The 19,002-nt window shown below is 67.8% G+C and carries 18 protein-coding genes; 9 read left to right on the top strand and 9 right to left on the bottom strand.

The features are described from left to right. Window positions 1–7 precede the first annotated feature (7 nt). Genes HGB39_RS08905 through HGB39_RS08920 form a run of 4 tightly spaced genes read right to left on the bottom strand, consistent with a single transcriptional unit; the run spans window position 8 to window position 6,857 of the window. Window positions 8–3,229, bottom strand: a complete 3,222-nt coding sequence (locus HGB39_RS08905) for an acetyl-CoA carboxylase family protein (protein WP_064080326.1) — start codon at window positions 3,227–3,229, stop codon at window positions 8–10. Further along, the gene (locus HGB39_RS08910; RefSeq protein ID WP_005567074.1) at window positions 3,226–4,935 is read right to left on the bottom strand and encodes an AMP-binding protein; all 1,710 of its coding nucleotides are present in this window, start codon (window positions 4,933–4,935) and stop codon (window positions 3,226–3,228) included. The genes HGB39_RS08905 and HGB39_RS08910 overlap by 4 nt, the downstream gene beginning before the upstream one ends. A 33-nt stretch (window positions 4,936–4,968) precedes the next feature. Then, complete coding sequence (locus HGB39_RS08915; protein ID WP_005567075.1) at window positions 4,969–5,595, bottom strand: TetR/AcrR family transcriptional regulator; 627 nt, start codon at window positions 5,593–5,595, stop codon at window positions 4,969–4,971. A gap of 26 nt (window positions 5,596–5,621) precedes the next feature. Then, complete coding sequence (locus tag HGB39_RS08920; RefSeq protein WP_005567076.1) at window positions 5,622–6,857, bottom strand: cytochrome P450; 1,236 nt, start codon at window positions 6,855–6,857, stop codon at window positions 5,622–5,624. Between the two features lie 250 nt (window positions 6,858–7,107). Between HGB39_RS08920 and HGB39_RS08925 the strand changes: the two genes are divergently transcribed. Beyond that, window positions 7,108–7,668, top strand: a complete 561-nt coding sequence (locus HGB39_RS08925; RefSeq protein ID WP_005567077.1) for a TetR/AcrR family transcriptional regulator — start codon at window positions 7,108–7,110, stop codon at window positions 7,666–7,668. Here the strand turns inward: HGB39_RS08925 and HGB39_RS08930 are convergent. Continuing rightward, the gene (locus HGB39_RS08930; protein ID WP_210752598.1) at window positions 7,646–8,185 is read right to left on the bottom strand and encodes a nitroreductase family deazaflavin-dependent oxidoreductase; all 540 of its coding nucleotides are present in this window, start codon (window positions 8,183–8,185) and stop codon (window positions 7,646–7,648) included. The two genes, HGB39_RS08925 and HGB39_RS08930, sit on opposite strands and share 23 nt — an antisense overlap. Window positions 8,186–8,366: 181 nt before the next feature. Between HGB39_RS08930 and HGB39_RS08935 the strand changes: the two genes are divergently transcribed. Further along, window positions 8,367–8,834, top strand: coding sequence for a DUF6069 family protein (locus HGB39_RS08935; protein WP_005567080.1), 468 nt, complete (start codon window positions 8,367–8,369; stop codon window positions 8,832–8,834). Here the strand turns inward: HGB39_RS08935 and HGB39_RS08940 are convergent. The 3 genes from HGB39_RS08940 to HGB39_RS08950 all read right to left on the bottom strand — a co-directional run bounded on the left by HGB39_RS08940 (window position 8,831) and on the right by HGB39_RS08950 (window position 11,388). Beyond that, entirely contained in the window at window positions 8,831–9,481 is a 651-nt protein-coding gene (locus HGB39_RS08940) for a TetR/AcrR family transcriptional regulator (protein ID WP_007301583.1), read from the bottom strand. The two genes, HGB39_RS08935 and HGB39_RS08940, sit on opposite strands and share 4 nt — an antisense overlap. Before the next feature lie 212 nt (window positions 9,482–9,693). Continuing rightward, a complete protein-coding gene (locus HGB39_RS08945; protein ID WP_005250938.1) occupies window positions 9,694–10,305 on the bottom strand; it encodes a TetR/AcrR family transcriptional regulator in 612 nt (203 codons plus the stop codon). A gap of 132 nt (window positions 10,306–10,437) precedes the next feature. Then, entirely contained in the window at window positions 10,438–11,388 is a 951-nt protein-coding gene (locus tag HGB39_RS08950; protein WP_005570195.1) for a hypothetical protein, read from the bottom strand. A gap of 141 nt (window positions 11,389–11,529) precedes the next feature. Between HGB39_RS08950 and HGB39_RS08955 the strand changes: the two genes are divergently transcribed. The 7 genes from HGB39_RS08955 to HGB39_RS08985 all read left to right on the top strand — a co-directional run bounded on the left by HGB39_RS08955 (window position 11,530) and on the right by HGB39_RS08985 (window position 18,594). After that, complete coding sequence (locus HGB39_RS08955) at window positions 11,530–12,681, top strand: acyl-CoA dehydrogenase family protein (RefSeq protein ID WP_005570194.1); 1,152 nt, start codon at window positions 11,530–11,532, stop codon at window positions 12,679–12,681. A gap of 124 nt (window positions 12,682–12,805) precedes the next feature. After that, window positions 12,806–13,600, top strand: a complete 795-nt coding sequence (locus HGB39_RS08960; protein WP_005250948.1) for an enoyl-CoA hydratase-related protein — start codon at window positions 12,806–12,808, stop codon at window positions 13,598–13,600. A 29-nt stretch (window positions 13,601–13,629) separates the two neighbouring features. Beyond that, the gene (locus HGB39_RS08965; protein ID WP_005260983.1) at window positions 13,630–14,364 is read left to right on the top strand and encodes an SDR family NAD(P)-dependent oxidoreductase; all 735 of its coding nucleotides are present in this window, start codon (window positions 13,630–13,632) and stop codon (window positions 14,362–14,364) included. 25 nt (window positions 14,365–14,389) lie between these two features. After that, complete coding sequence (locus HGB39_RS08970; RefSeq protein ID WP_005562751.1) at window positions 14,390–16,069, top strand: class I adenylate-forming enzyme family protein; 1,680 nt, start codon at window positions 14,390–14,392, stop codon at window positions 16,067–16,069. Window positions 16,070–16,080: 11 nt separating this feature from the next. Further along, window positions 16,081–17,223, top strand: a complete 1,143-nt coding sequence (locus HGB39_RS08975; RefSeq protein WP_005260981.1) for an acyl-CoA dehydrogenase family protein — start codon at window positions 16,081–16,083, stop codon at window positions 17,221–17,223. A gap of 89 nt (window positions 17,224–17,312) precedes the next feature. Beyond that, complete coding sequence (locus HGB39_RS08980) at window positions 17,313–17,975, top strand: TetR/AcrR family transcriptional regulator (RefSeq protein ID WP_005562749.1); 663 nt, start codon at window positions 17,313–17,315, stop codon at window positions 17,973–17,975. A gap of 19 nt (window positions 17,976–17,994) precedes the next feature. Beyond that, window positions 17,995–18,594: a hypothetical protein gene (locus tag HGB39_RS08985; RefSeq protein WP_005562747.1), complete on the top strand. Its 600-nt coding sequence runs from the start codon at window positions 17,995–17,997 to the stop codon at window positions 18,592–18,594. On the opposite strand, the gene HGB39_RS08990 is transcribed toward HGB39_RS08985, so the two are convergent. Further along, on the bottom strand, window positions 18,591–18,824 hold the full coding sequence (locus tag HGB39_RS08990) for a hypothetical protein (RefSeq protein ID WP_005250954.1): 234 nt from the start codon (window positions 18,822–18,824) through the stop codon (window positions 18,591–18,593). The two genes, HGB39_RS08985 and HGB39_RS08990, sit on opposite strands and share 4 nt — an antisense overlap. Window positions 18,825–19,002: the final 178 nt, after the last annotated feature.

The raw sequence follows: 19,002 nt of genomic DNA on the forward strand, positions 1-19,002 counted from the left end.
CAAGTACTCACGGGCGCCGGAGGCGCACGATCCAGGCACGGGAGTCGGCCGGATCGATCACGTCGTCGAGTTCGAAGATCGTCGCCGCGTTGAGTGCCTTCCCGTGCTGGTAGGCGGCGTCGACGAGTTGCGCGAACGCGGTGTCGCGCTCGGCGGGGTCGTCGATGGCCTCGAGTTCCTTCCGGAATCCGAGCCGCACCGCGCCTTCCAGTCCCATGGCCCCGATCTCGCCGGTCGGCCACGCGACCGTGAACTCGGACGCGTGGAAGGAGCCGCCCGCCATGGCCATCGCGCCGAGGCCGTACCCCTTGCGCAGGATGATCGTTCCGTACGGCACGGTCATCCGCGCGCCCGCGACAAACAGATTGCCGAAGCGGCGAACCGTGGCCTCCTTCTCCGAATCGGGTCCGACCATGAATCCCGGTGTGTCACACAGTGAGACGACGGGCAAGCCGAACGATTCGCACAGCTCCAGGAAGTGGGCCATCTTGTCCGCCGCGACCGCGTCGATCGCGCCGCCGAGGTGGTGGCTGCTGTTCGCGACCAGCCCGTACGGCGCACCCTCCACCCGGATCAGCGCGGTGACGATGCCGACGCCGTGGTCGCGGCGTAGTTCGAGGACCGAGCCCACATCGGCGATGGATTCCACGGCACTACGAACGTCATAGGCGCGCAACCGGTTCTCCGGGACGACGTGGCGCGCGAGCCGCTCGTCGGGGGCTTCCCACTCGGGGAGCGCGCCCTGGAAGTACGACAGGTACTTCTTGGCCAGTTCGACGGCGTGCACCTCGTCCCGGGCGAGCAGATCGATGACGCCGTTGCGCCGCTGCACGTCGACGGGCCCGATGTCCTCCGGCCGGTACACACCCAGTCCACCGCCCTCCACCATCGCCGGGCCACCCATGCCGATGTTCGCGTCGGGGGTGGCGATGAGGACGTCGCAGACTCCGGCGAGGGCGGCGTTGCCCGCGAAGCAGCGGCCGGAGACCACCGACACCAGCGGAACCTTCCCGTTCAACGCCGCCAGCGACCGGAAGGTGTTCAGGTCCAATCCTGCTGCCGGGCCGGCGTCGGTGTCGCCGGGCCGTCCGCCGCCACCCTCGGCGAACAGGACGACCGGGACCTGCTTGCGGCCGGCCAGTTCGATCACCCGGTCGGTCTTCGCGTGGTTACGCATGCCCTGGGTCCCGGCGAGCACCGTGTAGTCGTACGACAGCACGACCGCCTGGGCGTCGCGCGAACCGAACACGTCACCGTTGACGGTGGCGAGCCCGGCGACGAGCCCGTCGGCGGGGGTGTTCTCGATCAGGTCCTGCTCGGAGCGGCGGCTACGCTGCGCGGCCAGGACGAGAGGTCCGTATTCGACGAAGCTGCCGGGGTCGACCAGATCGTCGATGTTGGCGCGTGCGCTGCGCCGCCCGAGCTTCGTGCGCTTCGCGATCGCGGCGGGCCGGGCGGCGTCGAGGGTCACCTCGTGTCGCTGCCGGATCTCCGCCAGGTCCGCGCGCTCACGATCCAGATCGGTTGCGCTGTCGGCGACGTCACCGGCCTCCGATCCCGTGCGGCGGATCACGACCAGCGGGTCGCCGGCGTTGACGGTCTGCCCGGGCGCCACCAGATTCCGCTCGACTACCGCACCGGCGGGCGCGGCGATCACGTGCTGCATCTTCATGGCCTCGAGCACCACGAGCTGGGCACCCGACTCCACGGTCGCACCTTCTCCGGCCGCCTCTACGACGGTCCCGGCCATGTGGGCGCGCAGCACGTCCTCGCCCGCCCGCAACTCGAGTGTTTCCGACGCCACCTCCGCCGGCTGGTGCACGTGGGCGGCGTCGACGAGCGCACTCATCCGCTCGGCGAGATGGTCGGTGCCGACGACGCCGTCGGCGAAGCCGGGGTCCGCCAGAATCGCCCGGAGGAAGCCGATATTGGTGGGGACGCCCTCGACGACGAACTCGGCGAGCGCCGCATCGGCCTTGCGCACCGCGGCGGAGAAGGACGGGCCCCGCGAATGCACGATCACCTTCGCGAGGAGCGAGTCGTACCGCGGACTCGGTGACAGTCCGGGTCGCCCGTAGGTGTCCACGCGCACACCCCGCCCCGTCGGCGGCGAGAAGACGGACAGGGTGCCCGCGGCGGGGACGGCCTGACCGTCGGGGCGCATCGTCTCCATGTTCACCCGGGCCTGGACGGCGATTCCGCGCGCAGCAGTGGGTGTGCCCGACGCGTCGAGCCCCACGGCGCTGACGCCGTCCGGCAGTGACAGCTCCCCGTAGTCGGCTCCCCGGGCGATGGCGATCTGCACGGCGACGAGGTCGATCCCCGTCACCTCTTCGGTGACCGTGTGCTCCACCTGGATTCGGGGATTGACCTCCAGGAACACGAAGCCGTCCCGGGACACCAGGAATTCGACGGTGGCGAGTCCCCGGTACCCGACACTGGCGCACAGCCGGGCCGCGGCCTCGTGCAGTTCGCTGCGCAGTCCCGGGTCGAGCCCCTGCGCGGGGGCGATCTCGACGAGTTTCTGGTGGCGGCGCTGCACGCTGCAGTCGCGGTCGCCGACGGCCAGGGCCCGCGTCACGCCCGCGTGCGGTGCCGCCACCACCTGCACCTCGATGTGCCGGGCGCCGTCGAGAAGGGACTCGGCGAACAGCGCGGGGTTGCCGAACCCGAGCTGCGCCTCGGACGCGCACAGCCGGTACTCCTCGTCGATACGGTCCGCGCTGCGGACGGCACGGATGCCGCGACCGCCGCCGCCCGCGAGCGCCTTGATCATGATGCCGCCCGGGTGTTCCGTGAAGAACGCGCGGATGCCGTCCAGGTCGGTGGGACCGTTGGTCGCGGCGAGCACCGGCACCTTCGCGGCCACGGCGGCCTCGCGTGCCGACGACTTGTCGCCGAAGATGTCGAGCACTTCGGGGCTCGGACCCACGAAGGACAGTCCCGCCTCGGCGCAGGCGCGTGCGAAATCGGCGTTCTCGCTGAGGAATCCGTATCCGGGATGCACTGCCGTGGCACCGAACTCCGCTGCCGCGTCGAGAATGGCGCGAGCGTCCAGGTAGGCGGACGGGCCGGACCCGCGGAGCGCGACCGCTTCGGTTGCCGCGCGCACGTGGGGGCTGTCCGCGTCGTCCTCCGCGTAGACGGCGACCGTGTCGACCGACATCTCCTCGGCGGTGCGGATGATGCGGAGCGCGATCTCGCCACGATTGGCGACCAGCAGGGTCACTTGTACTCCTCGGCCAGAGCGAACAGGTCGGCCTTGCGGACCTTCCCGGTCGCCGTCATGGGTAGGGCGTCGAGCACCTCGACGGTAGGGACTTTGTAGGTGGCCATGTTCCGGGCGGCCCACTCCCGCAGTTCCTCACCCGAGATCTGACGGTCGGGCAGGAGTTGGACGAACGCGAACGGCACCTGGCCCTTGCCCGGATCGGGCTTCGGGACCACGGCGGCCGACTGGATGTCGGGGTGCAGCATGAGCAGTGCCTCCACCTCGGACGGGAACACGCTCATCCCGTTGGTCTTGATCATTTCCTTGTTGCGCGCCAGATAGTGCAGTGCGCCTTTGCCGTTCAGCTTGCCCACGTCGCCGGTCTGGAGCCATCCGTCGCGGAGCGCAGCAGTGGTGGCATCGGGTTTGCCGTAGTAACCGGTGAGCAGCGACGGACTGCGCACGATGATCTGTCCGGGTTGCCCCACCGGCACGGGCGCCCCGGCCTCGTCGACGATAAGCACGTCGGTGCCCGGAACCGGAAGTCCGCAGAACACGGGTTCGCTGAGCAGGTCTTCGTCGTCGGTCTGGAAACCGAGCGTGATGGTGTCGGCGGTGTGCGTTTCCGTCATCCCGTAGCTGGCCTCCCGCAGCACGTGTCCGGTGGCGTCGCGCCAGCGGCCGCGAATCGCGGGGTCGAGCTTGAGCACGAACGACACGGCCATCGCGTTGTCCAGGGTGGAGAAGTCTCGGTCGGTGAAGCCGGGCAGATCCATCAGTTCCACATAGTTGTCGACCGTCCCGACCATCGACGTCACCCCACGACTGTCGACGAGCGTCGCCGCGGCCTCCGGGTCCCAGCGGTTGAGGAGCACGACGGTGCCGCCGTTGATCAGCGGGTACAGGATGCCGAAGTCCTCGCCGGCGATCCAGAAGATGGGCAGGAACCCGAGGACCACGGGGGGAGCCTCGCCCACCTGCCTGCCGCCGGCCAGTGTCGCGGTGGCGGCGGTGTAGACCATGTGCGCCTGCGTGTGTTCGCAGCCCTTCGGCATCCCGGTGGTACCACCGGTGTAGTTCAGTGCCGCCAACGCGTCGGGGTCCATCGGAATCCGCTGGGCACGTGAAGAGTCCATGATCTCCGCCCAGTCGGTGGTTACGGAGGCGGCGGGGAACGGCGGTGTGACGCCGGGTTCGGCCGGCAGCAGGTCCGACAAGGCGGTGATCGCGACGTGCCGCAGCGCCGTCTGGCCGCGCACGGATTCGACCATGGCCGCGAACGAATCCTGCGTCAGCAGGATCTCCACGCCGGCGTCGTCGAGTTCGTACGCGAGTTCGTGCTCCCGGAACAACGGGTTGATCGGGACGTGGACGGCGCCGATCTTCAGGATCCCGAGCATGGCGACATGGAACTGCGGACAGTTGGTGAGATGGACGCCGACGCGGTCGCCGGCGGACACGCCCCGCTGCAGGAGCCAGCCGGCGAAGCGGTCGGACAGTTCGTCGAGTTCGGCGTAGGTGATCGCACGACCGTAGAAGTCGATCGCGACAGTCTGCGGTCGTGCCGTCGCCCAGTGCCGCAGGTAGTCGATCACGGTGCGGCCCTCGATCGGGTACTCGACTGTCCGCGGTACCTGCGGTGGCCACGCGGCGTCCTGGAGTTCGCGTATCTCGGCGAGGGCCGATTCCAGGGCCGCGGGGTCACTCGAAGGCGAAGTGGGCATACCGAACTCCCGATTCTGTGCGGATTGTCGTTGTCAGGCGAAGCCGATGAGTCTTTCGGAGATGGCGGTCAGGTCGGCGGTGTACCGGCGCTGTTCACGGGCCGTCGCGTCGACCAGCCGGGCGGCACCCGCGAGCTGGGCGTCGGCGAGGGTCTGCGCGATGCGGGCGGGCGGCGCGCACGGCGTGACGTCGCACGTGGCGACGATGCGCTCGATGAACCGGGTGTAGCGGCGGATGAGCCGGGTCTGCACGGCGGTCCAGCTTCGGCCGACCTCGGGGTCGAGCCGGGCCCGGTGCCTGATCAGTTCGAGGACGCGTCCGTTGGTGTACACGGCTTCCACGAACGCTTTCGTGGTGGTGCGCAGCACCTCTCGCAGGTCCTCGCTCGCCGGTCCTTCCACGTGCTGCGACTCGAGGAATTCCTCGCACACGTCGGCGGCGACGGCGTGGAACACCTCGTCCTTCGACGAGAAGTAGGCGTAGAACGTTGCCCGCGACACTTCGGCCCGGGTGGTGATCACCTCGACGGTCGTCCGGTCGTAGCCGAGTTCGGCGAAGCATGCGCTCGCGGCGCGGAGGAGTTCGCGGCGGCGGGGACCGTCGTTGTCTTTCCGCGCCGACCGCGCCCGCTCCTGAGCCTCACTTGTGGTCACGGTCACAGTATGTGTTGATGTTGACGTCAATGTCAATCTCTGGGTGTCACCTCGAGTCGGAGCGGGAGCGCGCTGTGGCGCCGCACGAACAAGCTGGGGACCCAACGTGGCTCGGAGTCGGCGGCGAGGGCGAAGCGGCTGGTGCGCGCGAGCAGTGCGGTGGTCGCGGCGAGCGCTTCCATGCGGGCGAGCGCCGATCCGACACAGAAGTGGACGCCCTTGCCGAATGCGAGATGCGAACGGATGTGCGGCCGGTCGAGCATTATCTCGTCCGGACGCTCGAACACGGCCGGATCCCGGTTGGCCGCACCCCACAGCAGGAGCAGGTGGCTACCGGCGGGCAGATCGACGCCGCCCAGCGTGGTGTCGGCAACCACGTGCCGGTGATGCCCCCGGAACGGAGACTCGAGACGGAGCGCCTCGTCGAGGAACGCGTCGACGAGGGCGGGTTGCTGCCGGAGCCGGGTCTGCAGTCCGGGGCGCGTGGCGAGGAGGCGTGCGGCGCCCCCGATCAGCCCCGCGGTCGATTCGCCGCCCGCGCCGACCAGCTGGACCAGGACGAGCGTCGCCACGTCCTCGGAGAGTTCGCCTGCATTGCACGCGTGGGCGAGGACGCCCAGAAGGTCGGCGCGTGGGTCCGACCTCGCCCGCACGAGTTCGGACCGCAGATAGCCGGCCAGTTCCGCCGCGGAGGTGACGAGGGGACCGAGGCGGTCCGCGGCGACGACCCCGCCGAGCAGCTCCGTGCTGTCGTAGGCCCACGTCAGTAGCTGGGGTACGTCCGACTCGGGCAGGCCGATGAGATGCGCGACCATCGCCAGCGGCAGCCGGTCCGCCATCGCGGACGCCCAGTCGATCTGCCCGTCCCGCATTCCCTCGTCCCACAGCGTGTCGACGAGCGAGTCCACGGCCGGGGCCAGCGCGCGGATGCGGCGGCCGAGCGCCGGCAGCACGAGCTTGCGATGGTGCAGGTGCGCCGGGTCGTCGGCGGTGGCCAGCACGTGCACGGCCTGACCGCCGCCGTCCATGTCGAACGTCGCGGGCGGCCCCGCCGGTTGCTGCACCAGCACACCGGTGAGATTCGACGAGAAGACCTCGGTGCGGTTTGCCGCCTCGGTCACGAGATCCCACGTGGACACCAGAAAGAAGTCGGTTCCGGCGACCCGGTGGACGGGGGAGTGCTCGCGGAGTGTCCGGTAGAGCTCGTTCGGTTCGTCGAGATGGACGGGATCGAAGATGTCGATTCCGAGGGTCGGCGTGTGGGCCATCGGGGCCTCCTTGTTGGCGGGAACCTGTTATAGATCACCACAGTTCGCGTCGAAGGACGATGCTGTCAAGAGTGGTCTGCGGACTGCGACACCGGGGGCCAACAGCAATTTTGCCGGTGTCTCAGCGCGAGTGGATCTGGAAACATCGTCGCTGATCACGAAGTCAAAGTGGAGAACATGTTCTAGAATTCTTGGGAGATCCGTCTCATGCTGAGACACAGTGGCAATGACGTTTCGAACGGTGGAGCGGGTGGAACACGCGGATTGGTTGACCGGCGGCAACCGGCGGGCGCTCGCCGTCGGGCGGATTCACGCCGCCGCGGCCGACCTCATCCGCGAGCAGGGCATCGACGGCGTGGGTGTGGACGAAGTCGCCGCGCGGGCAGGATGCTCGCGCGCCACGCTCTATCGCTACGTCGGGGGCAAGCGGGCTCTCGTCGACGCCGTGATGTCCCGCGCCGCCGGAGCCGTGGCGGCCCACGTCGAGCAGTCGCTGGAATCGTTCGAGAACTCGGAGCGGATCGTCGAGGCGATTCTTGCGTCGGTGACCGCGATCCGCGCGGAGCCGACACTGGCGCGGTGGTTCACCGGGTCACGGTCGAGAAGTACGGACGAGTACCTGGCCCGCGCACCCGAACTCGGCCGGGTGGCAATCTCGCTCACCCGCATCGCGCCCGACGAGGAGGCGGCGGGGTGGATCGTGCGCGTCGTCCTGTCGCTGTTGACCTGGCCGTTGGGCGATTCGGCCGCCGAGCGTCGCGCCGTCGAACGCTTCGTGGAGCCGGTCTTCAGGATTCGCGACTCTCTGTAGCCGAGCGGGTGGGCTCGAGCACGAACAGCCGGAACTCACGCCCGCCGGACCGTCGATGCTCCATGAGGTAGCCGGGCCAGTAGTCGACCACCAGTTTCCAGAGATTCTCGCGTTCGTCCCCGGTAATCATCCGGACGCTCATCCGGGATTCGTGCGACCCGGCCTTCACCTGGGCTTCGTCGGCCGCACGCAGATTGACCGACCACGTCGGATGCTCGGGACGTCCCCAATTCGAGCCGGTGACGATGTACCCGTCCCCGTACGGAATGCACAGAAGGGCCGTCGTGCGCGGGGTGCCGCTCTTGCGTCCCGGGACCGTCACCTGCACGGACTGCAGTCCGGCGATACCGATCAGGCTCACCCGGTTGCCGGTCCACGCGCGCAGGTGCGACTCCAGCCAGATGATGATCGGCGCCATCCGCATCACCCATTCGCGGGTGCCGAGCCAGCGCGCGAGTATGCGGAGGGGGTTGCGGAGCCCCCGCGGTCGGGGAGGTGTCGTGGGGGCAGAGTTCATGGTGACCATCTTTCCCCAGATGGCCGACCGGGGCCGCCCGCGATGAGTTTTGCGTTCCCCCCGGGTCTACCCGTTCAGGTCTCACCGACAAGACCTCGATTTCAGGCCTTGACCCAAACAATGGTTGAGGTTGCAGGATCGGTCAGTAGCACTTCGAGCCACTCGACAGGGAGAAACGAACATGTCCAGCACCGGAACCACGATTTCTGCAACCTCGACCTCACGGATCAACCCGATGGAGCTCGAACTGAGCCGTCCGTGGGCGATCGCCGCGACTACGATCGGCGCGCTCGTCCCCAACCTGGTGATCTGGCTGCTGGGATTGGCTGCCGGCGGTTCGTTCGAGATGACGGATGCCGGCAAGACCAGCAGTGTGGCGCCCGGCGGTGTCGTCATCCTGACGGTCGTTCCGATACTGATCGGAATGACACTGGCCGCGCTGATCTCGCTGAAATGGGTGGCCGTCATCCGTCCGGCCGAAGTGATCGGCGCCCTGCTGCCGCTCGCGACGATCGCCCTGACCATTCAGGCCGACTTCGACACCGCCAGCACCATCGCGCTCTCGGTCATGCACGTGGTGATCGCCGTGGCGGTCGTCGCGGGCCTGGAAGCGATGCGGCGACCGCTGGTTCGCGCCGCGCACGTCTAGGGGGTGCTGTTCACCGGCGCATGAGCCTCGATGGTGAGTGCGATGTGCTCGACGATCCGCTTCTGCGAGATCTTCGGGCTGCCGGTGAGCCAGCGCTGGTACAGAAAGGCGATCGCCCCGAACAGGGCAATCGCGTTCAGCTGGGTGTTGACGGCGTCGCGGGGTGCGCCGTCGACACCCAGCATTGTCAGTGCCGCCGTCATGGGAGTGGTGAACTCGGTGACGAGTTGGTCGCCGCGCTGGGCCAATTCCGGCACCGATTGCGACTCGACGAACATGATGCGTCCCCGCCGCCGGTCCTGGGCGATGTAGCCGGTGAACGCCTTCACGACGTGGCGGACGAGTTCGCCCGGATCGTCGGGACCCGTCTCGAGAGCCCTGAGCAGGGTGTCCCTCGCGCCCAGGACGACGTGGTCGAGGAGTGCGACGAGCAGCGCCTCGCGATTGTCGAAACTCTCGTAGAAGTAGCGCTCGGTGAGGCCGGCCTGACGGCAGGTCGCGCGCATCGTCGTCGCTGCCGTTCCCTCGGTTCCCATGATCTGCAGGCCGGCCTCGATCAGTGCCGCACGCCTCGCCGCGCGACGGTCGGCCGGCTCCCGGCCACGCCATTTGCGCGGCGCTCCACGTGGGTTCTCGCTGTCGGTCATGCCGTCATCGTCTCATCGATCCCGGTAACGATCGGGGATCCACACCAGACGTCAACGGTCATCCCGAATGCACCACGTGCCGCATCGAGCGGCATCAGGAGGTCGTCATGACCACCACAGAGCTTCCGTCCCAACGACGTTCGGCGCGGCGGTGCGGAGCGGATTCCGGTTCGTCCCCGGGCGACGGCGGCTGACGCCGGTCGCCGCGGTGATCAGGTGCGGCGCAGCCCGTCGAACGTCAGCTCGACGACGGCGTCCGCCAGGTCCGCGACGGTCCCGCCGGTGCGCGGGCGGTACCACTCGATCAGTGAGTTGACCGTGCCGAACACGAGCCGGCTGGTGAGCGCGGGATCGATGCCGGGCCGCAGGTCTCCCTCTTCCGCCGCCGCGACGACGAGGTCGCTGACGAACGCGTCGAACTCGCGGCGGCGGGCGAGTGCGCGACGCTCCACCGCGGTGTTGCCGCGAACGCGCAGCAGGAGCGTCACGTAGGGAAGCTCGGCGGCGAGGACCTCGACACTGCGGCGGACGAGATACTCGAGACGGTCGATGTACCGGCCGCTCGTCGCCTTCTCCTCGGTGGTGACCGCGAAGAGGGCGTTGAGCGCGCGCGACAATGCCAGCTCGAGCAGCTCCGACTTCCCGGACACGTGGTGATAGATCGACGACTTCGTGATTCCCAGGCGCTGGGCCAGTACCTCCATGCTGGTGCCGTCGTAACCCTTGTCGTTGAAGACCTTGACTGCGACAGCGAGCAGCGAGTCGAGGTCGTAGCCGGGACGTCCGGGCGATCCGGTCTTCCGTGCGGGGCGTGCCGTAGTCATGCGCGCAATCCTTCCAGGTGCAGAACTCCACCGCATCGGTGCGCCGTCATCCACGGGAGCCGACCGAAGGTTCGGTTGAGGTGAGAATACCGCGAGTAACCCGGCGGCGGTGAACCACGTGCGACGGGTGAATCAGCCGCCCATGGCCTGGGTCCGGCCCTCCTTGCGGGCCTTCGCCAGCCCCCGCCGGGCGACAAACCCGTTGGCGAGGAGCAGGAGGGTCTTGTTCGGCGGCGCCGCGAACCCGGCCTGGGTATGGGGCGCATACAGCGCCTCGGTGCCCGTGACCTCGATCCAACCGGTGTTCTGACGCGACTCGAGGCCGACGAGCTTGGCGCGGTAGGCGTGGGCGAGCAGCCCGGCGCGGCGGCCGCCCTGCGGCGCGCCGGCGGGCACCGTCAGACGCACGCCCTCGCTGCTCGCAGAAACGACGTCGACCGGAACGACGACCGGATAGCCGTCCGCCTGACGGTAGGCGAGCAACCGGTGCGACAGCTTCGCCGCGCGCCCACCGGTTTTGGCCGCATCCACCCGTGGGCCGGTGCCCCTCTTCGGTGGAGTCTGGGGTTCCGGGTCGACGGCGGGCAGCGGTGCGCCGAACACCTCGGGCCGGCCGGTCAGGTGCAGATCGGGCCAGGCGACGACCCGTGTCACCGTCACGGTCACCGGTACCCGGTCGGCGTAGTACGCGCTGAGCCACCGGTCCCAGAACGCGCCGCGGCGTGGCTCGCCCGTGTAGGGGGTCGAGCGCCGGCCGATGTCCTCGAGCAGTTCCGGGTCGGGGGTGGGGTCGAACGTCGCGTCTCCCTGCACGAGCACGTAGCGCTTATTGGTACCGTCGCCGATCCCGTGCTCGCGGGCGTGGTAGGCGAGCGCCACCCGGGGTTCACCCTTGATGCGTTCGAGCTTGCGGCCGAACCCCAGCGAGGTGGTGAAGCCGACCGTTCCCCGCTCGCGGTCGCTCAGCCCGAGGGGTGCCACCGCCGTCACCACCGCCCCGCCTGCGGGTGTGATGTACGCGAACCCGCAGGTCAGATCGCCACGGATGACGTCATCGACCCCGTCCGACCAGGTGACCGGCATGAGTCGAGCCTACTCAGCCGACGCGGCACCGGGCCAGTGCTCGGGGGTTGACGACACCCGGGAGTGAATATAGCTTCACTTCAAGTGAGTGATAACTCACGAAAAGTGATCGTGTATTCAACGCGGCATCGAGGAGCATCCATGGACCTGACACTGACCGAGGAGCAGAAGGAGTTCCGGCAGCTGGCCCGCGACTTCGTGAACAAGGAGGTCGTGCCGCACCGCGCCGCGTGGGACCGCGCCGAATCGGTGGACACCGCGATCGTCGAGAAGCTCGCCGACATCGGCTTCTTCGGCATGACCATTCCGGAGGAGTACGGCGGTCTCGGCGGCGACTACATCACGTACTGCCTCGGCATGGAGGAACTCGGCCGGGCGGACTCCGCGGTCCGGGGCATCGTGTCGGTGTCGATGGGGCTGGTGGGCAAGGTCATCCTCTCGCACGGCACCGAGGATCAGAAGCACGAATGGCTGCCCCGCATCGCGTCCGGTGAGGCGCTCGCCTGCTTCGGGCTCACCGAGCCGGACAACGGTTCCGACCCGGGCAATCTGAAGACCAAGGCGGTACGCAGCGGCGACGACTACGTCATCAACGGGTCCAAGATCTTCATCACCAACGGCACGTGGGCGAAACTGTGCCTGGTGTTCGCGCGCACCGGAGGCCCTGGGCCCAAAGGGGTTTCGGCCTTTCTGGTTCCGACGGACACCCCGGGATTCGAATCGCGCGAGATCCGCGGAAAGCTCGGACTGCGCGGGCAGGCGACGGCCGAGTTGTCCTTCACGGACGTCCGCGTCCCCGCGAGTTGCCTGCTCGGATCCGAGGGGCAGGGTTTCTCCATCGCGATGCACTCGCTGGACAAGGGTCGCGTGTCGGTGGGCGCGGGTTGCGTCGGAATCATCCAGGGCTGCCTCGAGGCCGCCGTCGCCTATTCCCGCGAGCGCACGCAGTTCGACCGTCCGCTCGCCTCGTTCCAACTCGTGCAGGACCTGATCGCCGACATGTCCGTCGACGCCGACGCGGGGCGGTTGCTCACCTGGCGGGCCGCCGACCTGATCGAGCGCGGTGAACCGTTCGGGACGGCCGCGTCGAAGGCGAAGTACTTCTGTAGTGAGGCCGCGGTTCGCGCCGCCAACAACGCAGTACAGATCTTCGGTGGGTACGGGTACGTCGACGAATATCCCGTCGCCAAATACATGCGCGACGCGCGGGTGATGACGCTCTACGAGGGCACCAGTCAGATCCAGAAGCTGCTGATCGGACGAGCGGAGACCGGGGTCGGCGCCTTCCTCTAGCACCACCGAGCGCCGGGTGACCCTTGACACACTCCATGATGTGAATATACGTTCATTCACAGAGAATGACGCTTCACAAATTGTGAACACCAGCTCATTGCAGACTCCCGAGAGAGGAATCACCGTGACCGACTACGAAGACATCACCTACGAGGTCGACGGCCCGGCTGCGGTCGTGACGATCAACCGCCCCGCGCGCTACAACGCCTTTCGTGGCAAGACCGTCGAGGAGCTGATCAAGGCCTTCCGCTCGGCGTGGGCCGACGACGCGGTGCAGGCGATCATCCTCACCGGTGCGGGGGAGAAGGCGTTCTGCACCGGAGGCGACGTCAAGCAGCGCGCGGAGACCGGCGACTACGGCCCGACCGAGAGTGGAATGTTCGAAATCGGCAACCTGCACAAGCTGATACGCGACGTCCCCAAGCCCGTCATCGCCGCGGTGAACGGCATCGCTGTCGGCGGCGGCCACGTCCTCCACGTTCTCTGCGACCTCACCATCGCCTCCGAGACCGCGAAGTTCGGCCAGGCAGGTCCCCGCGTCGGCTCCTTCGACGCGGGCTTCGGGTCCGCCTTCCTGGCGCGAGTCGTCGGCGAGAAACGCGCCCGGGAAATCTGGTACCTCTGCCGCCAGTACGACGCGGTCACCGCCGAACGCTGGGGCCTGGTCAACTGGGTGGTCCCCGCCGACCGACTGCTCGACGAGGCCAAGGCCGTCGCCGCGGAGATCGCCGAGAAGAGCCCCACCACCCTGCGTTTCCTGAAGCAGTCGTTCAACGCCGACACCGATCACCAGGCCGGACTGAGCAACCTCGCGATGTCCGCGCTGGACCTGTTCACGCACTCACCGGAGGGCCTCGAGGGGGCGGCGGCGTTCGCGGAGAAGCGCAAGCCCGATTTCAACAAATTCGTGAACGCCTGAGTCCGACAGCACGGGAAGTGGGAAAAAGCATGAGCAACAACATCGCAGTGGTCACCGGCGCAGGATCCGGCATCGGCCGGGCCATCGCCCTCGCGCTCGCCGAGCACGGCGACACGGTGGTCGTCGCCGACCTCGACCCGCAGGCCGCGGAGAAGACGGCAGCCGAACGGCCCGACCGGCTCATTCCGATGACCGTCGACGTCGCCGACCGGGCGCAGGTCGACGCCCTGCGCGACCGGGTGACGGCCGAGGTAGGCGTCGCGAACGTCCTCGTCAACGCGGCGGGGTGGGACCGCACCGATCAGTTCCTCAATGCCACTACCGAATTCGCCGAGAAGGTCGTCGCCATCAACTATCTCGGGCCCGTGCACATGTGCAGTGCATTCCTTCCCGGCATGGTGGAGGCGGGTAACGGCGGGCGCGTCATCAATCTCGCGAGCGATGCGGGCCGTGTCGGCAGTGCGGGGGAGAGCATCTACGCCGGTGCGAAGGGGGGTGTGATCGCGCTGTCGAAGTCGCTCGCCCGTGAGATGGCCCGGTACGGGATCAACGTCAACTGCGTGTGCCCGGGCCCGACCGACACCCCGCTGTTCCAGGCGCAGCCGGAGAAGCTCAAAGAGTCTCTGGTGAAGGCCATTCCGTTCCGGCGGCTCGCCCGCCCGGAGGAAGTGGCGGCGCCGGTCCTGTTCTTCGCGTCCGAATCCGCGTCGTTCATCACGGGCCAGGTGATCAGCGTCAGCGGTGGCCTCACCATGGCCGGCTGACCGGCACCGAGACGGAGGACTCATCATGACGTACACATACGACGCCCACGCCTATCGTCAGTACTTCGAGCACGATTTCACCTATCTGAACGGCTTCCGGCGCAACACCCACCGGTACGCCGATCGACTCGCGATGCAGTCCCCGTCGACCGGCGAGAGCTGGACGTACGCCGAACTCGGCGATCGCGTCGACCGGCTCGCCACCGGGCTTGCCCGCGCCGGCGTCGCACCAGGCGATGTCGTGGCCTACCAGTTGTTCAACGGTTCCGAATTCGCCCAGCTGTACCTGGCCGGGCAGGCCTGCGGCGCGGTCGGAGCGCCGATGAACTTCCGGCTCGCGTCCGGGGAGACGGCGGTCATCCTCGACGCGAACCGCCCCATGGTGTTCGTCTACGACACCGAGATCGGCGAGATGGTGCGGGATGCCTTGTCGCGCTCCACACACAAGCCCGCGCTCGTCGTTGCCGTCGGACCCGGAGAACCACTGCCGGGAAACGGTTTCGAGGTGATTCGCTTCGACGAACTTGTGGCCGAGTCGGCCTCACCGCCGGACGTGAGTCGCACGGTGTGGGACGAAACCACACGGCTGTTCACGTCCGGAACCACCGGCATGCCCAAGGGTGTTCCGCTGAACAGCATGATCGAGATCTTCAGCGCCCACGACGTGATCATGCACTTCCCGCTGACAGCGGAAGACAAGACACTGAACATGACTCCGTGGTTCCACCGCGGCGGGCTGTACTGTGCCGGGCCGAATCCCACGTTCTATCTCGGTGCCTCGCTGGTGGCGCAGCGCAGCTTCGACGCCGAGGTCACCCTCGACTACGTCGAGGAATACGGGCTGACGTTCCTGATCGGTGCCCCGACCAACCTGGCGGTGCTCGCTCGCGCACAGGAGGAGAAGCCCCGGGACCTGTCGACCCTCAACGGCATCGTGACGATGGGTGCGCCACTCGAACGGGAAGCGGCACTGCACTATCAGAAGGTGCTGAATCCTCGCATCTTCAACGGGTACGGCAGCACCGAAGGGTTCTGGAACACCTTCCTCCGGCCCATCGATCTGCCGGAGATGGCCGGGACCGCCGGGCGGGCCTGCATCGACGACGACGTCGCCGTGGTCCGGCTGTTCGACGACCGCCTCGCCGACGCTCACGAGACGGTCGCCAAGGACGGAACCGAGATCGGTGAGGTCATCGTCCGCTCACCGAAAGGCGCCAACGCCTACTTCGATGCCCCGGAGCAGGAGAAACGGAAGTTCCGGAACGGCTGGCTCCACATCGGTGATCTGGCCACGTGGGACGACGAGGAGTTCGTGACGATCGTCGGCCGCAAGGACGACATGCTCCTGTCCGGCGGCGAGAACGTGCACCCCGTGCAGATCGAGGAAGCACTGGGCGGGCACCCGTCGGTCACGGATTCGCTGGTGGTCGGGGTTCCCGACGACAAGTGGGGGCAGATCGTCGTCGCCTACGTCGTCACCACCGCACCGGTCCCGTCCGCGGACGATCTGGACGACTTCTGCCGCAGACACCCGATGCTCTCGCAGTTCAAGCGCCCCCGGGCCTACCGTTTCGTGGAGTCACTCCCCGTGTCGGCGACGGGAAAGAAGGTGCACTACAAGGCCACCGGCACCGCGCGCCGGGAGTTCGAGAGCGGGGCGTTCGTCGTTCCGAGTGCCCGCGGATCCCACACCACCGGCTCGTAAAGGACACCGTGATGACCATCGAATTCGAGTCCGAGCACCACCAGTTCCGGGACAGTGTCCGCAGCTTCGTGCGCGAGCGGATCGTCCCGAGGCACGAGCAGTGGGAGAGCGAAAGCTGCCTCGACCCGGCACTGTTCACCGACGCGGGTAAGCAGGGGCTGCTCGGCTTCCCGGTTCCCGAAGCCTACGGCGGCCCCGGCGTCGAGGACTTCCGCTACAACGCGATCGTCGTCGACGAGGTCAATCGGGCGGGTGCCGCCGCCGCGGGCATCGCATTCTCTCTGCAGAACGACGTCGTGCTGCCGTACCTGACGGACATGACGACCGAGGAGCAGAAGGCGCGCTGGCTTCCCGGAACCGTCACCGGTGAGACGATTCTCGGCATCGCGATGACGGAGCCGGGCACCGGCAGTGACCTCACCGGGATCCGCACCACGGCAGTGCGCGACGGCGACCATTACGTGGTGAACGGCAGCAAGACGTTCATCTCCAACGGTCAGAACGGCACGCTCTTCGTCGTCGCCGTGCGCATGTCGGCAGACAAGCACAAGGGGCTGTCGCTGCTCGTCGTCGAATCCGGCACGCCGGGATTCTCCCGGGGCCGCAATCTGGAGAAGATCGGGCTGCACGCCCAGGACACGAGCGAGCTGACGTTCGCCGACATGCGCGTGCCGGTGGCCAACCTCCTCGGCGAGGAGGGGCAGGGTTTCTATCAACTCGTCCACAATCTGCCGCAGGAACGCCTCTCGCTGTCCGTCGGCGCGGTCGCGGCCGCCGAGGGAGTGCTCGAGCAGACCCTGGAATATGTGAAGGAACGCAGCGCCTTCGGAAAGCCGATCGCCGGTCTCCAGAACACCCAGTTCGTTCTCGCGGAGCTGGCCACGGAACTCGATCTGGCCCGGACCTATCTCGACGACTGCATCCGGCAGCACGTCCGCGGAGAACTGACCCCGGCCCGTGCGGCGCGGCTCAAGTGGTGGACCACCGAACTGCAGGTTCGCGTGGCCGACCGGTGCCTGCAACTGCACGGCGGGTACGGATACATGCGTGAATATGCGGTGGCGCGTGCGTTCGTGGACGCTCGGATCCAGACGATCTACGGCGGTACCACCGAGATCATGAAGACCATCGTCGCGAAGGATCTCGGGATCTGACGCGGGCCGGACTGCGGTTCCGGCCCCGCGCGGGATACTGTGAATACTCGTTCACCGCAGGTTCTGCCAGCAAGGAGAGGTCATCTGTCATGGCGAAGGACACGTCCGCCCTTCCACTCGACGAAGCCGTCCGCGCCGTCCGTGTCAGCTCGCGGCGACGTCAGGTGCTCGACGCCGCGGTCACGGTGATGCAGCGGACCGGCTTCCACCAGATGTCCATGCAGGCGCTGGCCGACGAGGCACAGGTGAGCGTCGGGCTGATCTACAAATACTTCGGCGGCAAGGAGGACATCCTCCTCGCCACGATCGTCGACATCCTCGACGCCTTCCGCGATCAGCTCGAGCCCGCGATGGACGCAGCGGGAACCGACCCCGTCGAGCGGCTGGTGGCCGGGTTCCGGCGCTATGTCGAGATCGTCGACGAGAATCTGGATGCCGTCGTGCTGACGTATCGGGAGAGCCGGACGCTCGACCAGGACGGGCGTGAGCGGATCAAGGAACTCGAGGTGGCGACGTCCAAGCCGCTCCACGACGCCCTCGACGCCGCGATCGCCGCGGGCATCGCGAGCGATCTCGACGTCGATCTGACGACGTTCGACATGATGATGCTCGCGCACGGGTGGGCGCTCAAGCACTGGCATTTCGCGTCCCGCTACACGGTGGACCAATACATCACGGCGCAAACACGATTCATTCTCCGCACCGTGCTGTCGGACCGGAGCGGCGCGAAGTACCGACACCTGACGGAGTGACCGCGCATACGCTGACCAAATGACCAGATGGCGGTTCGACGGGGAGATCACGGGCCTGGGCACCGGCTCGGGCGTGCGCATCGTCGTCGGACACTGGTCGCGATCACCGCTCGGTGAGTTCACGGATGTCATGGTCGAACTCGCGGACGGTCACCGCGTGCTGCTCGCCCCGTCGGAGGTGGTCCGCGACTTCGTCACCGCGACGTACGTCTTCGACGAGACCGTGATCGCGTCCGTCCGGTGCTCGCGGTCCGGCGGCAGCCGGACCGTCGAGGGCGGGGACCTGCGCGTGAGTTTCGAGCTCGGCGCCCGCACCACGCTCGGACGATTGCTGAACCTGATCCCGCGGGCGCTCGCGAGTGCACCGTGGTTCTGTGTGGTCAGCGACCCGATCGCCCGTGTCGTTCTCTGTGGTGTGCGTACCCGCGGCACCGCAGGCAACGGGCGCCGAGAGTACTACGGCGCCGTCGATCAGCGGCGGGTGGTGGGAATGTCCGCATCCTGGCGCGGCCGGGACCTCGGCGCGCTGCAGCCGGTGGATCCGCCCGTCCGATTCGGGTTCGGCTCGACCCCGCGGACCCCGGCTGCCACGTCGATCGTCACCACGATCGTCGACTAGTCGAAGAGGGTGGGGGCCTCTCCCGGCTGTTCGCGGTCGGCCGGTTCGACCTCGCCGGCCGGGCTCGTCGCCTTGTGCACCACGGACAGGGCCGTCGTCCGGACCGAGAGCCGATGGCCGTCGGGATGCTGCAGCGAGGCCATGCCCTTGCTGAGCTCGACCACCAGCCAGGGACCGGCGTGACCGGACGCCTGCACCAGATCACCCACCTGTATCTGTACGGCTACCACCGCTTCCTCCCAAGGTTTACTGCATCGGCCTGTGCCCAGCGTAGCGACATCGGCGGGTGTCAGCCGAGTGACGGGAACTCGGTCGGATGAGACCGGACCGGCAGCTCGATATGATGCTCATCGAGGTCTGTCCGAGTACTCCACGACTGATCCGAGCATGCACGATGACGCGAAAGTG

Origin of the sequence: Rhodococcus opacus, assembly GCF_012396235.1 — a bacterium.
In the GTDB taxonomy this organism is placed as follows: Bacteria; Actinomycetota; Actinomycetes; order Mycobacteriales; family Mycobacteriaceae; genus Rhodococcus_F; species Rhodococcus_F opacus.